This is a genomic window from Agathobaculum faecis, assembly GCF_014287995.1.
GTDB lineage: Bacteria > Bacillota > Clostridia > Oscillospirales > Butyricicoccaceae > Agathobaculum > Agathobaculum ammoniilyticum.
In genome coordinates this window covers 233,752-247,548 of record NZ_JACOPL010000004.1, presented here as the reverse complement: position 1 = coordinate 247,548, position 13,797 = coordinate 233,752, and the positions used below count along the sequence as shown (strand labels likewise).

The 13,797-nt window shown below is 55.9% G+C and carries 12 protein-coding genes; 10 read left to right on the top strand and 2 right to left on the bottom strand.

The features are described 5' to 3' along the window. Nucleotides 1-444: 444 nt before the first annotated feature. Entirely contained in the window at nucleotides 445-1,452 is a 1,008-nt protein-coding gene (locus H8S45_RS06205; protein WP_159068049.1) for a LacI family DNA-binding transcriptional regulator, read from the bottom strand. A gap of 216 nt (nucleotides 1,453-1,668) precedes the next feature. Here H8S45_RS06205 and H8S45_RS06200 point away from each other — a divergent pair, with 216 nt between their 5' ends. From H8S45_RS06200 to H8S45_RS06160, 9 genes are all read left to right on the top strand, one after another. After that, the gene (locus H8S45_RS06200) at nucleotides 1,669-3,024 is read left to right on the top strand and encodes an FAD-dependent oxidoreductase (RefSeq protein ID WP_147573857.1); all 1,356 of its coding nucleotides are present in this window, start codon (nucleotides 1,669-1,671) and stop codon (nucleotides 3,022-3,024) included. Nucleotides 3,025-3,040: 16 nt separating this feature from the next. Continuing rightward, on the top strand, nucleotides 3,041-3,520 hold the full coding sequence (locus H8S45_RS06195; RefSeq protein WP_054326087.1) for a MaoC family dehydratase: 480 nt from the start codon (nucleotides 3,041-3,043) through the stop codon (nucleotides 3,518-3,520). After that, nucleotides 3,517-4,707: a CaiB/BaiF CoA transferase family protein gene (locus tag H8S45_RS06190; protein ID WP_147573856.1), complete on the top strand. Its 1,191-nt coding sequence runs from the start codon at nucleotides 3,517-3,519 to the stop codon at nucleotides 4,705-4,707. The genes H8S45_RS06195 and H8S45_RS06190 overlap by 4 nt, the downstream gene beginning before the upstream one ends. A 48-nt stretch (nucleotides 4,708-4,755) precedes the next feature. Next, complete coding sequence (locus tag H8S45_RS06185) at nucleotides 4,756-5,724, top strand: tripartite tricarboxylate transporter substrate binding protein (RefSeq protein ID WP_107630731.1); 969 nt, start codon at nucleotides 4,756-4,758, stop codon at nucleotides 5,722-5,724. 71 nt (nucleotides 5,725-5,795) lie between these two features. Continuing rightward, a complete protein-coding gene (locus H8S45_RS06180) occupies nucleotides 5,796-6,248 on the top strand; it encodes a tripartite tricarboxylate transporter TctB family protein (protein ID WP_054326090.1) in 453 nt (150 codons plus the stop codon). 14 nt (nucleotides 6,249-6,262) lie between these two features. Continuing rightward, nucleotides 6,263-7,768: a tripartite tricarboxylate transporter permease gene (locus H8S45_RS06175; RefSeq protein ID WP_207724459.1), complete on the top strand. Its 1,506-nt coding sequence runs from the start codon at nucleotides 6,263-6,265 to the stop codon at nucleotides 7,766-7,768. Nucleotides 7,769-7,784: 16 nt separating this feature from the next. Beyond that, nucleotides 7,785-8,780 (top strand): dihydroxyacetone kinase subunit DhaK, encoded by a 996-nt coding sequence (locus H8S45_RS06170; protein ID WP_054326091.1) that lies wholly within the window; start codon nucleotides 7,785-7,787, stop codon nucleotides 8,778-8,780. 15 nt (nucleotides 8,781-8,795) lie between these two features. Continuing rightward, nucleotides 8,796-9,434, top strand: coding sequence for a dihydroxyacetone kinase subunit L (locus H8S45_RS06165; RefSeq protein WP_054326092.1), 639 nt, complete (start codon nucleotides 8,796-8,798; stop codon nucleotides 9,432-9,434). Between the two features lie 45 nt (nucleotides 9,435-9,479). Continuing rightward, nucleotides 9,480-10,385 carry a dihydrodipicolinate synthase family protein gene (locus H8S45_RS06160; protein WP_186949820.1) on the top strand — a complete coding sequence of 302 codons (906 nt, stop codon included), beginning with the start codon at nucleotides 9,480-9,482 and terminating at the stop codon, nucleotides 10,383-10,385. A gap of 62 nt (nucleotides 10,386-10,447) precedes the next feature. Here H8S45_RS06160 and H8S45_RS06155 read toward each other — a convergent pair whose 3' ends face one another. Next, entirely contained in the window at nucleotides 10,448-11,983 is a 1,536-nt protein-coding gene (locus H8S45_RS06155) for a D-alanyl-D-alanine carboxypeptidase family protein (protein ID WP_186949818.1), read from the bottom strand. A 225-nt stretch (nucleotides 11,984-12,208) separates the two neighbouring features. Here H8S45_RS06155 and H8S45_RS06150 point away from each other — a divergent pair, with 225 nt between their 5' ends. Then, nucleotides 12,209-13,792: an amidohydrolase gene (locus H8S45_RS06150; protein ID WP_147573855.1), complete on the top strand. Its 1,584-nt coding sequence runs from the start codon at nucleotides 12,209-12,211 to the stop codon at nucleotides 13,790-13,792. Nucleotides 13,793-13,797 lie beyond the last annotated feature (5 nt).

Sequence of the window (13,797 nt, the reverse complement as noted above, 5' to 3'; positions counted from 1 at the left end):
GCGGCGAAGCGGTTGTACGCGCTGGTGCTGGACATCGCGGGCGGCAGACCCTCCAAAACTGAGCTGCTGGGCTACCGTGAAATCGCCATCTTTAAAAACGGCGTTACGCTGTAAATAAAAAGCTTAGCCGTTATATAATGGAAATCACCCCGTGGGCAGAGACGCCGCGGGGTGATTTTATTGTAAGCGAAAACCACCGGTACAGCCGGTGGTTATGATTTTTTGAAAAAACGGATTGTGTAATCTGCGTGAGGGGTGTGTGCATTCCGGTTTCTGCTATACAAGGGAAGAAAAGTGCTATAATGGGAAAGAAGTTGAGAAATGCAAACCTTTTGCGTGGATATAGTGATAAACGACAGCATTTAGAAACAGGATAATAGCCCCCTCTTCAACGGTAGATCTCCGTCGGAGAGGGGGCTTTTGACGGAATAAAGCGAGCTGGCGTCAGGAAACGCTTGCAGGCAGCTTGCGGGTCGTTTCACGGATGACGAGCTTGTGAGAAATAATTACTTTCTGTGCAATATAGTTAGCGTCGGCGATTCGGTCGGAAAGCATGTTGAACGCTGTTTTACCCATTTCGTAGGCCGGCTGCTCCACTGTGGAAAGATGGGGGGAAACGCATTCGGTCAGGTAAGTCCCGTCAAAGCCGAGGATATCCAGATCAGAGCCGGGCTTGAGCCCGTGGTCATAGGCGTAATTCAGAGCGCCTAATGCGGTCAGATCACTGTAACAAAAGATTGCGGTCGGCTTTTCCGGGAGCTTCATCAGCGCTTCCACGCAATTGTAGCTGTCTAAATAATGGTTGTTACAGATCATTTTGTAGGATGGAACATAAGGGATGCCATGGTCGTTGAGCGCATCCATGTAACCGGCTAAGCGCTTCTTTTCAAACGGGATATTATTCGAGCTAGTGATCATGGCGATGCGCTGGTTCCCGAGGCTGATGAGATAAGAAGTGGCGTCATAGGCGGCGGCTGTGTCGTCAATGCTGACATAGCTGATGTTCGAGCCTTCCGCGATCGCGCCGCATTGAATGATAGGGTACCGTGCGGACAGATCGTTGAGCTGGTCGTTGGGCAGAGAGGTGGTGAACAGAATCACGCCGTCTACCAGGCCGGAAGTCAGCATGTTCAGGTATTTAGTTTCTTTCTCATAGTTTCGGTGTGTAACAGCCATCAGCGTATCATAGCCGGCGGCGCTGGCGCGATGCTCCACGCCTCTCAGAATGGTTGAGAAATAGGGATTCTCCAGCGAAGGGAGCAAAACAAGAATACTGTTTTTTTTCTTGGAATCTGTTTTGGACGAGCTTCTGGGCTTATAGCCGGTGGTGGCGATCACCTGCAGGATCCGCTGCCGCGTACCAGGCGCCACATGCGGATCAGCGTTTAGGACGCGGGAGACGGTTGCTGTGGAAGTTTCAGCAAGCACTGCGATATCGCTAATGGTGATCATAGCGGCATCCTCCTGTTTATATATGTAAATTGCAGTTTGATTATATACCATCCCCACAAAGAAAGCAAGAAAAATACACAAAAATATTGATTGATATATGGTTATTATATAGAAAATAAATAAGACATATTGACTTTATGTAAATTTGGATGTAAATTACAAACATAAAATATGTAATTTACAAATTGGTTACATGGAAATGACGGAGGTGCTGAATTGGAAAAATACATTATTGAAAAGGAGCAGCAGATACCGGTATACGCGGAAACCGATGTTTTGGTGGTCGGCGGTGGGCCGGCCGGTGTCTGTGCGGCGGTCAGTGCGGCACGGCAGGGGGCCAGAGTTCTGTTGATGGAGCGGTATGGTTATCTGGGCGGCATGTCGACAGGGGGCTTTGTCCTTCTGGTGGACTGCATCTGCGATGGGAAAGGCAATCTGGTGATCAAGGGGCTTGTGGAGGAAATGCTGGACCGTCTGCGCGGGGTAAACGGCCTGATCGAACCCGACGAAGCGACGCGTGGTTCTTCCAAGTTGGAGGACATCCTGAAGTGGCGGCGATACGGTGCAACAGGCGGCGAGGATAAAATTGTTCGCTGGAGTCCGGTTATCGATCCGGAACTGATGAAATGCGTGTGCAATGATATGGCGCTCGAATCGGGCGTGCAGCTTTTGTTCCACGCCTGGTTCAGCAGGGCATACATGGTGGATAATAAGGTGCGCGGCGCGATTTTTGAAAGTAAGTCCGGTCGCCAGGCCGTTCTGGCAGATATTGTGATCGACTGCACAGGCGATGGCGATGTATTTTACACGGCGGGCGAGGAATATACAACAGGCAACCTGCCTCTTGGACTGGTATTCCGAGTCGCCAATGTGGATTGTGAAAAGGCCGAGCAGTTTCTGAGCATCCCAGGCAAGGATGAGCAGGTGTCGGCGGATATCAAGGCGGTGCGCGGCATCAACGGCGGCTACAGCTTCGGGGAATTGCCGCAGGGCTTCTATATGAGGAGCAACATCGATAACGTGGTGTGGTTTAACAATACGCTGGCAGGCAGCGCGGTAAGCGTGGATGATCTGACCAAGGTGGAGATCGAGATACGGCAGGCCATGCTGCGGACGCTGGAGTATTTCAGGAAAAATGTGCCGGGCTTTGAAAATGCGGTGGTGATTGACACGGCACCCCAGGTCGGCGTGAGGAGCAGCCGCATGCTGTGTGGGGAATACACAATCACGCGAAAGGAACTGATGGAGGGCGCGAGCTACAGCGATGCAGTGGTGTTCGCCCAGCCGCCATATCGCGGATTCCAGCCGGAGGATGTGCTGAAACAGATCCCGTACCGTTGCTTTGTTCCCAAGCATACGGAGGGGCTGCTGGTGGCCGGCCGCTGCATTTCCGGTGATTTCGGTGCGATTGAGCTGCTGCGCGTCGTACCGACTGCGATGCTGATGGGACAGGCGTGCGGTACCGCGGCGGCGATTGCAGTACAGGATAAGGTTGCGGCTCGGGATGTGGATGTGAAAAAGCTGCAGAGCAGCCTGAGAAAACAAAACGTGTGGATGCCTGTTACAGAGTAAGAAAGGGAGAAAAGAAATGCCAGAAATCAAATATTTTGAGGATTACCAGATCGGCGAGGTCCAGATCTCGTCCGGCCGCACGATGACGGAAGCAGATATCCGCCTGTTCATCGGCTGTTCGGACAACACGCATCCGGTTCATGTGGACGCCGAATACTGCAAGAAATTCCCTGCGATCGGCAGGCCGATCATCCAGGGCATTCTGACGCTGGGTGTCGCGGATGGCTTTATGGCAAAGGAGGTATCCCCGACCAAGGTGCCCTCCGTTCATTACGGCCATGAGAAAATCCGTTATATCCATCCCGTTTATCCAGGGGATACCATCCATTGCCGGTTTGAGGTCGTGGATAAGGCGATCAAAAACGAGGAATTTGGTGTTGTGACCTGGAACGTGCTGGTTTTGAACCAGAACGACGAGCCGGTCCTGTTCCATGTGGATAAGCAGTATATCGGCAGAAAGCCTGCGGCGGCAGAGGAAAAGGAGCAGGGCAAGTGAGCGCACCGTTAAAAAACGTGAAAATACTGGGCTTCACGCATTTTGCCCAGGGGCCGTTTGCCCTGCAACTGCTCGGCGACTTGGGCGCGGAAGTCATCAATATTGAGCGGCCAGGGACAGGGGATTTTAACCGCCATGTTGCGCCGGATGAAAAGCTCGGCGGGGAAGGGCCGTTTTTCCTTGCGATGAACCGCAACAAGCAGGGCATCACACTGGATCTGAAAAGGCCGGAGGCAAAGGAGATCGTCAAAAAGCTGATTCGTGAGTCCGACGTCGTGGTATCGAATTACCGTGCCGGCGTGCTTGATAAGCTTGGCTTGGGTTATGAGGACGGGAAGAAACTCAACCCGCGGATCATCTATTGCGAAGCGATGGGTTACGGTAGCTCAGGCCCTTATGTAAAGCTGCCCGGACAAGATCTGCTGGCACAGGCGATGAGCGGCTACTGCAATATCTGCGGCACGGAGGGGCAGCCGGCAACCGGCGGTATCTATGTGGTGGATATGTACAGCTCTCTGATGTTGGTCGTCGGTATCCTGGCGGCACTCAACCATGTGAAGGATGGGGGAAACGGACAAAAGGTTGAAGTAAATCTGCTCAACTCTGCCCTGCACATGCAGTCACAGGAGCTGTGCTACTACATAAATACCGGTATCATGCCGAAAAAATCCAGGGATTATACGGGACATCCGCTGCAGGAAGCCCCGTACGGCATCTATAAAACGAAAAACGGCTTCCTTGCCATGGCAATCAACGCGGGGCAGGATATGAAGCGATTTTCCGAAATCATCGGCCTGCCGGCATTATATGAGATGATGCCGAACAAAGCGGTTATGCTGCGGGATAAGGAAAAGCTGCATGCGCTGATCGCGCCGCAGATTGAAAAACAGGATACCGAGTACTGGCTGGAGCGTTTCCAGGCGGATGGGTTCTGGGTCGCCAAGGTTAATACCTACGAGGATGTGCTGCACGACCCACAGGTTGCGCATAACCAGATTATTCGGACCATCCATCATCCGGTCGCGGGGGATTTCAAGGCGGTCATCGCGCCGATAGACTTCAGTGAGACGCCGGTCGAGATCCGGTGTGCTCCGCCCACGCTGGGGCAGGATAACCGCAAGGTTCTTTCGCATCTTGGCTACAGCGATGCGGAGATCGATGCACTGGAAGCGTCCGGCGTTTTATAAGGATAGTTGATGCGACAGACAAATACATAGAAAGACGGAGGTTTAATCATGAAACTGCGAAAGATTATTGCAATGCTTACCGCAACAGCAATGGCAGCGGCGGCCCTGACCGGCTGCGGCGGCTCAAAGGAATACCCGTCCCAGAATATTTCCGTTATTTGTCCGTATTCGGCCGGCGGCACGACCGACCTGTGCGTGCGCGGCATGACGGAATCCATTCCGGACGGTGTGCTGCCGTCGGGTGTGAATATTACCGTCAATAACGTGACCGGCGGCGCGGGGCTTGTTGGCGCGAACCAGTTCCGGAATTCCTCCTCGGATGGATATACGCTCGGTATCGTAAACTGTGACTTGGTATTGAGCAAGGTGAACGGAAACACCGATATTTCTTATGACGAATTCACCCCGCTGGCCTGCCTGATGAAGCAGCCGAACCTGATCCTTGTCAGCGCGGACGCCCCGTACGATACGTTTGAGGAATTTGTGGAATACGCGAAAGCGCATCCGGGCGAAGTCAAGGTCGGCAATACCGGCGAGGGTACGCTGACCAAATTGAGCGCGCAGTCCTTTGAGCAGGCGCTCGGCTTGGAGTTTACCTATGTTAATTATGACGGCGATACCAACAGTATCACCGGCGTGGTAGCGGGCGAGGTAGATATGACCTGCTGCTCTGCAGCGCCCGCGATCGGGCAGCTTACTGCCGGCACGATCAAGGCGCTGGCGATCACGGATAATGAACGCACGGAGATGTTTCCGGATGTTCCGGCAATGGGCGAGCTGTATGACGAGTTGAAGGATATCCGGATTCTGACCTGGGTCTACCTTGCAATTAAGAACGACGCGCCGGAGGAGGTTGTGACCTACCTGCAGGACGCGTTTGCACAGGCGAGCGCAACCGAGGAGTTTGAAGAGACGCTGGCGGCGTTCAGTATCATGCCGGCAGAGTTTGAGGGGACGGACGGCGCGCTGCAGTTTATGCAGGAGCAGTACGAGTTCTACGATTCGCTGATCAACTGAAAGCCGCGGGCAGGGCGGTGGAATGCAAAAGTCCCGCCGCCCCGCCTATTATGCAGGAAAGGAAGCCTTAGATGAAAAAATACAACTACATCGTGGCTGCGGTGCTGCTTGTGGTCGGTATTGGGATGATCGTCGGCACGATGGATTTTCCCTATCATGGCCTGTCGGACATCGGCGGCGGCTTTTGGCCCAAGCTGCTGGGTGGAGCGCTGCTCCTCTGCTCGATTGGTCTTGCGCTGGAAACAGCGCTGAAAAAGCAGCCGGACGAGGTCACGATCGATTTCCGCTCAGAAGGCATGAAGCGGGTATTGATTGCGCTGGGGATCATGGTCGTATTTTCCGTTCTGACCTATATTTTGGGTTTCTTCGTGGGTACGTTTTTTATGGTCATCTCCTGTGCGATTCTGCTGGGCGAGCGTAACAAAGTGAAGCTGCTTGCAATACCGGTTGGCGTTATTGTCTTTATCTATGTGGTGTTTGAAATGGTACTCCATACCAACCTGCCGGCCGGCATATTGTTTTAGGAGGGAAAAAGCATATGATGGAGTATTTTGTTTCCGCTCTGACGCAAGTGGTGCAGCCGCTGAACCTGGCGGTCATTCTGCTTGGGACGATTGTCGGTATCCTTGCCGGCGCGATGCCCGGCTTGTCGTCGATCATGGCGTTGACCATTGTCACCCCGTTTACCTTTTCCCTGGGCGGCAATTCAGGTATCCTTATGCTGCTCGGCGTGTTCTGTGGCGCGATCTACGGCGGTTCGATCACCGCTATCCTGATCAACACGCCGGGGACGGCGAATTCGGCCGCGACCTGTCTGGACGGGTACCCGATGTCCCGCCATTCGCCCGGGCGTGCACTGGCAATCTCTACGATGGCGTCCACGTTCGGCGGCTTGTTCAGTGCGTTCGCATTGTTCTTTACAGCGCCGATGCTGGCGAAAGTGGCGTTGAACTTCGGTGCGCCGGAATATTTTGCGCTTGGCATCTTCGGTCTGAGTATCGTGACGGGTATTTCCTCCAAATCGGTATTTAAGGGCATTATCGGTGCGATTATCGGCCTTGCGCTCGCCACGGTCGGCATCGATGTAATCAGCGGCCAGCCGCGGTTTGCTTTTGGCAGCGTGTACCTGATGGGCGGCATTGCGTATATCCCGCTGCTGATCGGCGTATACGCATTTGCGCAGGGATTGACGCTGATTGAGGAAAAAGTGACGGAAAAAGCAAAAAAGGATATCAAGCTGGAACGGATATTGCCGACTTGGGCGGATATTAAAAAAACATCTCCGACGATTTTGGGCTGCAGCGTGATTGGTACGATTATCGGTGCTATCCCCGGAACGGGCGGCGATATCGCCTCCTGGCTGGGATACACGCAGGCGAAGCGCTTTGCAAAGGATTCCTCGCAGTTCGGCAAGGGTGACCCGCGCGGTATCGCGGCGCCGGAATCGGCGAACAATGCGGTGTCGGGCGGCGCGTTGATCCCGCTCCTGACGCTTGGCATTCCGGGAGACGCAGGCTCTGCGGTCATGTTGGGTGCGCTGATGATGCAGGGTATCATTCCCAGCCCGCTTTTGTTTGAGAACCAACCGGTACAGGTGTATATCATTATTTTTGGCTTGATCGCAGCGAATATCTGCATGGGGCTGCTCGGTTTTGGCGGTATCCGGATATTCTCCAAGATTTCCGGCGTACCCAAGGAAATACTGACGCCGATTATCTTTGTGTTCTGCTGCGTGGGTACTTTCTGTATGAACCACAATGTATATGATATTTTCTTCATGCTGATTGCCGGCGCGGTAGGCTATTTCCTGATCAAGCTGGACTTTGCCATGCCGCCGGTGATTTTGGGCCTGATCCTGGGGCCGACGATTGAGAAAAACCTGCAGAAAGCGCTGGTCCTTTCGGATGGCAGCTTTTCCATTTTCTTCACGCATCCGATCTCCTGTGTCCTGATTGTTATTGCGGTGGTTTCTCTGATGCTGCCGCTGATTACCTACTTTGTTAAAAAGAAGCGAGGGAAGAACGAAGAAGCCGCTGCAGAATAAAAGGAGGAAATACATTATGAAGAAGATTATCAACCGGCCGGAGGATTATACGGATGATATGCTGCGCGGCATCTACGCGGCGCATGGTGATGCGGTCAAATACGCGGCGGGCGACCTGCGCTGCTATTGTACCGCTCACAAAACGCCCGGTAAGGTGGCGATTGTGACCGGCGGCGGCACAGGCCACCTGCCGCTGTTCCTTGGCTATGTGGGAGAGGGGATGCTGGATGGCTGCGGCGTGGGCAGCGTGTTTCAGTCGCCTTCTGCGGAACAGATCTTCCAGATATCCAAGGAGGTCGAGGCAGGGGCCGGCGTGCTGTACCTGTACGGCAATTATACGGGCGACATCATGAATTTTGATATGGCGGCCGAGCTGTGCGAAATGGAGGATATTGAAACACGTTCCATTGTGGGAGCGGATGATGTGAACTCCAGTACCGATCCGGACAAGCGCCGCGGCGTGGCCGGCATATTCTATATGTATAAATGCGCGGCCGCGAAAGCGGCGGAGGGCGGCACCCTTGAGGAGGTGTTCGCCGCTGCGCAGAAAGCAAAGGAGTACACCCGCACAGTCGGTTTTGCGTTGACGCCATGCGTGCTGCCTGAACTGGGACATGCGAATTTCACGCTTGAGGAGAACGAAATGGCCATGGGTATGGGCATCCACGGAGAACCGGGCATCTGGAACGGGCCGGTCAAAACCGCCGATGAAATTGCCGCGGAATCCTTGGAAACGCTGCTGCAGGACATGCCGCTGGTGCCGGAGGACGAGGTGGCGCTGCTCATCAATGGTCTTGGCGCGACATCGGTGGAGGAGCTGTATATCCTGTCCGGAAGTGTTACGCGGCTCCTGCAGGAAAAGGGGGTTAAGCTGTACCGAACCCATGTCGGCGAGTACGCGACAAGTATGGAAATGGCCGGCGCTTCCATCAGCCTTTGCAAGATTGCGGATGAGGAAATGAAGCGGTGGCTGGACGCGCCGGTCTGCACGCCCTTTTACTGCCAGAAGTGACAGGGGGCGTGAAAAATGGATAAGATCACAGCGGAGCAGCTTCCGGCGCTGTATGAATGCGTTGCGGAGGTGTTCGCGGAAAAAAAGGATGAACTTTGCGCGATGGACGCTAACATGGGCGACGGAGATCTGGGTCTTACGATGCAGAAGGGTTATGCGGCCTTGCCTGACCTGATACGGGAAGAAATGCAGGAGGACGTCGGAAAAACGCTGATGAAAGCGGGGATGCGGATGGCCTCGGTTGTGCCTTCCACAATGGGAACGCTGATGGCTTCCGGTATCATGGAGGCGGGAAAGGCGCTGAAAGGAAAGAACGAGATGGGGCCGGCTGACCTGAGCGCGTATTTTACTGCGTTTGCGGCCGGTATCCAGAAGCGCGGAAAATGCAGCAGGGGGGAGCGAACGATCCTGGATGCGGTCGGCGCAGCCGCTGACCGGGCATCGGCGTGCCTGGAAGCAACCCCGGACGCTGGGCTGGCGCAGGTAATGGACGCGGCGGTGTCCGGAGCGGAGGCGGGCGTAGAAGCCAGCCGCGCCATGATGCCCAAATACGGGAAAGCCGCGGTGTTTGCCGCGAAAGCTATCGGTATACCGGACCAGGGGGCGACAGCCGGCATGTATATGCTGAAAGGCATGGCGCGATATATCCGGTGAAAATGGCGGCGAAATGAGCCTGATTACCAGAAAGGACATAAAAATATGCAGAAATTATATGGCACGGTCGTACCGATCGTGACGCCCCTGACCGAGGAGGACAGCATTGACGTTCCCTCGCTGGAGCGGCTGGTGGATCACTGCATCGATAACGGGCTGCAGTGCCTGTATCCCTGCGGCACGACCGGAGAGATGATGTACTTAACCGTGGAGGAACGGAAGCGGGTCGCGGAAGCAGTTGTGCGCCATACAGCCAAACGGGTACCGGTATTCGTGCATGTCGGCGCATGGAACCTTGCTGACACAGTGGAACTGGCGCGTCACGCTGTAGAAATCGGCGCGGATGGCATCGGCGTTGTCACTCCGGTATTTTTTAAGCTGAGCGACCGGGGGCTGATCGATTATTATAAGGCGGTATCCGCCAGCGTGCCGGAGGATTTCCCGATTTATTTGTACGGCATTCCGCAAAACGCGGTCAATGATATCAACCGCGCTGTGGCGGAAACCGTCGCGAAAAGCTGCCGCAATGTGATCGGCATTAAATACAGCTATCCGGATTTCACGCGGATACAGGACTTCATGACGATCAACGATGGGACTTTCAGCGTACTGGTCGGGCCGGATCACTTCCTGGAGGCGGCGTGCGTGGTCGGCGGCGACGGGACGGTGTCAGGTAATGCGATGTGCATACCGGAGCATTACGCGAAGCTCTGGCAAGCGATTCAGGCAAAGGATTACGCGCTTGCGACCCGATACCAGCGGCGCACCAATGTTTTGAATGCGGTAATGTGCGCGGTCAATAATATTGCGGCCTACAAGGTGATTCTCAAAAGGGAGGGCGTGATCTCCACCACGAAAATGCGCCGCCCGATGGAAAGCCTGACTGCGGAACAGGAAAAGGAGCTGCTTGAGGCGCTGGACCGTCTGGAATACCGTACGGTAATGATTTGAGCGCGAGGGGGTATAGGAAAACCCGCCGTTTCTTTTGAAACGGCGGGTTTTCTCTGGCTATTTTACGCGGCCGGAGCGTATTCGGACGGAGTCCCCTCTACTGGAACATCCTCTGCCGGCGTTCCCTGTGAAACGATCTGGATATCGGCGCGCAGAATCAACTGTTTTGCGCCAGTGCTGCCCGCATCGCCAAGCACAAAGGAAAGCTCATGGCTGCCCTCTGAGGCGTCTTCCGGAATGCGGAGCAGATACTCGCTGGACGCGGCATCGTTTTCGATGGTAAACGCCGCGTTGGAATAGCCTGCAATGTCCGCGCCGTCCCATTGCCAGCGCGCTGGAAGCTGGACGCGGGCGATCCCGTTTTCGCCGGTGATATCCGCGGTAACGAGCAGCGTTTTGCCGGGATAGGATGCCGCGCTCCGGATATTGAGCGAGCCGCCGTATTCCACCGGCCGCTGTTCCACCGGAAGGGCTGTTTCACAGCGGATCTCAGTGCCGTCGAACATGGTCAGGACAAAGGCGATGTCGAGCGTATCGCCAGACAGATCCTTGAGCGTATATTGCAGCGTGCTCGTCTTATAGTCGGCGGTCAGGAAGCTGCTGTTCCCATAGCCATCGACCGCCGCGCCGTTGACATACCACTGCGCCTTGCAGGCGTAGGAGGCGGAGACGCCTTCCAGCCGTGCGGTGACGGTAAACGGCTGGTACGGACGGACGCTGTCCGGAGCTGCGGTAAGCTGCACACTGGTCGTTTTGCGGGCCGCATCCCGCTTTTGGATTTCAGCAAAGCCGTAATCAAGAAGCTGGCGGGAATCTGCGAAGCGCTGCGCGTCGCTGGTGGATTTCATAACTACCGCGATCACACGCCGCCCATCCTGTACCGCGGTCGTGGTGACGCAATAGCCTGCCTCCGCGATGGTTCCGGTTTTGAAGCCGTCCAGCCCTTCGTAAGGCGCCATGGTATTGAGCAGGTGATTGGTGTTATTATAGTAGGAGCCGTTGAAGTTGAACCCGCTTTTGGAGGTGATGCGCAGGATATCGGGATAATCGTCGATAAAGCGGCGGGTGAGCTTGGCCTGTGAGCGGGCCGTAATATAATTGGGCTGCGCGCCGTGGCAGTTGTAATAGGTCGCGTTCAGGCCGAGGTCCTTGGCGGTCTGGTTCATGCGGGCGACAAATGCGCTCTCACTGCCGCTGATATGCTCGGCCATGACGATGCACGACGCGCTGGCGGAGGGAATCATGATCAGGTGAAGCAGCGTATCGACCGAGTAGGTGGCACCCTCGGTCAGCGGTACGGCGGTGGGATAGCTGGCGTCGCGGGATTTGACAGCCGCGTTGTGGCTGATCTTGACCTGGGTGTCCAAAGTCAGGCGGCCGGCCTCCAGCTCCTGATAAATGATGTAGGCGGTCAGCACCTTGGTCATACTGGCCGGCACACGGGCGATGTCGGCGTTATACTCGTAAAGCGTTTCCCCAGTCTGCGCGTCCATGACGAAAACGCTTTCCGCCTGGTAGCTGAGCGCGGCAGCGCCGGGCGCGAGGCCGCAGAACAGCACCAAGACGGCCAAAACGGATGCGATCAGTTTTTTTCTCATACAGTTTACCCCCCTTGAAAATAAAAAGCAGACATTGCGCAAGGAATGCGGTGATGCTGCATAAATTATAGCATCGGTGGAGAAAAAAGTAAATTTAGAAAATCGCACGCGGCGCAAAAGAAACGGGAAAAGTTCAGACAATGTTCAAAAACTTCCGGCTCTGCATGCTATACTAAAGCATAGGGCATACTAAGGCACACGGAATCGGATGAAGGTGGAGTGCTTATGAAGACGCTATACTATGGAGGCCCGATCCGCACAATGGAGAGCGGCGGGCTGGCTGAAGCGCTGCTGGTCGAAAACGGCGTGATCGCGGCCGTGGGGACGCGGGAAAAGCTCGCGGCATGGGCGCGCGGCGCGGCAGAGATCGACTTGGATGGGCGTGCGCTGTTGCCTGCGTTCCTGGACGCGCACGGCCATTTTTCCGGCGCCGCGCAGGCGCTGCTGCAGGTCCCGCTGGAGGAGGCCGCCAGCCTGGACGAGATCGGACAGGCGCTGTCGCATTTTATCACGGCCAACAAAATACCGGACGGGCAATGGGTTGTGGGGAAAAGCTATGACCAGAATACGCTCGCGGAGCGGCGCCATCCGACCCGCGCACTGCTCGACCGCGTTTCCGCGGCGCATCCGATCATGGTGGTGCATCAGTCCGGACATATGGGGGTGTTCAACTCTCTGGCGCTGGAGCTGCTCGGCGTGAAAGTGGACACGCCCGCGCCGGCGGGAGGCATAATTGGTACGGAAAACGGTGTGCTGACCGGATATATGGAGGAAAACGCGTTCCTGCAGTACCAACAGCAAGTGCCGATGCCGGATATGGAGGACCTGATGGAGGCCTATCGCCGGGTGCAGGAGCAGTATGCTTCCTATGGCGTGACAATCGTGCAGGAGGGAATGATGCCCGAAAGCCTGATTCCGATGTATCAGACCTTGCTTGCGCATCGGCTGCTTACGCTGGATGTGGTGGCATATCCGCCTGTGGATGCCTGGGATGAGGTGAGCGCGGCTTTTCCGGAAGCGGTCCGCCGGTACCATTGCCATTTCAAGCTCGGCGGGTGCAAGATATTTCTGGATGGCTCCCCGCAGGGCCGTACCGCGTGGATGCGGACCCCATACCAAGGCGCGGAGGACGGGTACCGAGGTTATGGCACCATGAGCGGGCAGGCGGTGCAGGAAGCGCTCGTGACAGCCTATCATGGAGGGCTGCAGGTATTGGCCCATTGCAACGGGGATGCGGCGGCGGAGCAGTTTTTGCAGGCCGTGGCCGCGGTCGAGCGGGAATTTCCAGATTTCCGCGGCCTGCGGCCGGTCATGATCCATGCGCAGCTTCTTGGCTTGGACCAGATGGAGGCTGTCAAGCGGACCGGCGTGCTGCCATCGTTTTTTGTGGCGCATGTGTATCGGTGGGGCGAGGTGCATATCCGCAATTTCGGACTGGCGCGCGCACAGCATATCAGTCCGGCGCGCGCGGCGCTCGAGCAGGGGATCCCGTTCACATTCCACCAGGACACGCCCGTGCTGCCGCCGGACATGTTGGGTACCGTCTGGTGCGCGGTCAACCGGCTGATGGAAAGCGGCGCCGTGCTCGGCGCGGACCAGCGTATCCCTGTGGAGGACGCACTGCGTGCGGTTACAGTCCACGCCGCTTACCAGTATTTTGAGGAAGCGCGCCGCGGCTCTCTGCGGCCGGGCAAAGCGGCCGATCTGGTGCTGCTGGACGCCGATCCGTTAGCGGTTGGGCCGGATGCGCTGCGGCGGGTGCGCGTGCTGGAAACGGTCAAGGCAGGGGAAACGATTTACCGTGCATGATAGCC

Coding starts and splice junctions, on each gene's coding strand:
- H8S45_RS06185 (WP_107630731.1), top strand. CDS start 4,756: ATGAAACTGCGAAAGATTATTGCAATGCTTACCGCAACAGCAATGGCA.
- H8S45_RS06155 (WP_186949818.1), bottom strand. CDS start 11,983: ATGAGAAAAAAACTGATCGCATCCGTTTTGGCCGTCTTGGTGCTGTTC.
- H8S45_RS06180 (WP_054326090.1), top strand. CDS start 5,796: ATGAAAAAATACAACTACATCGTGGCTGCGGTGCTGCTTGTGGTCGGT.
- H8S45_RS06165 (WP_054326092.1), top strand. CDS start 8,796: ATGGATAAGATCACAGCGGAGCAGCTTCCGGCGCTGTATGAATGCGTT.
- H8S45_RS06205 (WP_159068049.1), bottom strand. CDS start 1,452: ATGATCACCATTAGCGATATCGCAGTGCTTGCTGAAACTTCCACAGCA.
- H8S45_RS06195 (WP_054326087.1), top strand. CDS start 3,041: ATGCCAGAAATCAAATATTTTGAGGATTACCAGATCGGCGAGGTCCAG.
- H8S45_RS06175 (WP_207724459.1), top strand. CDS start 6,263: ATGATGGAGTATTTTGTTTCCGCTCTGACGCAAGTGGTGCAGCCGCTG.
- H8S45_RS06150 (WP_147573855.1), top strand. CDS start 12,209: ATGAAGACGCTATACTATGGAGGCCCGATCCGCACAATGGAGAGCGGC.
- H8S45_RS06160 (WP_186949820.1), top strand. CDS start 9,480: ATGCAGAAATTATATGGCACGGTCGTACCGATCGTGACGCCCCTGACC.
- H8S45_RS06170 (WP_054326091.1), top strand. CDS start 7,785: ATGAAGAAGATTATCAACCGGCCGGAGGATTATACGGATGATATGCTG.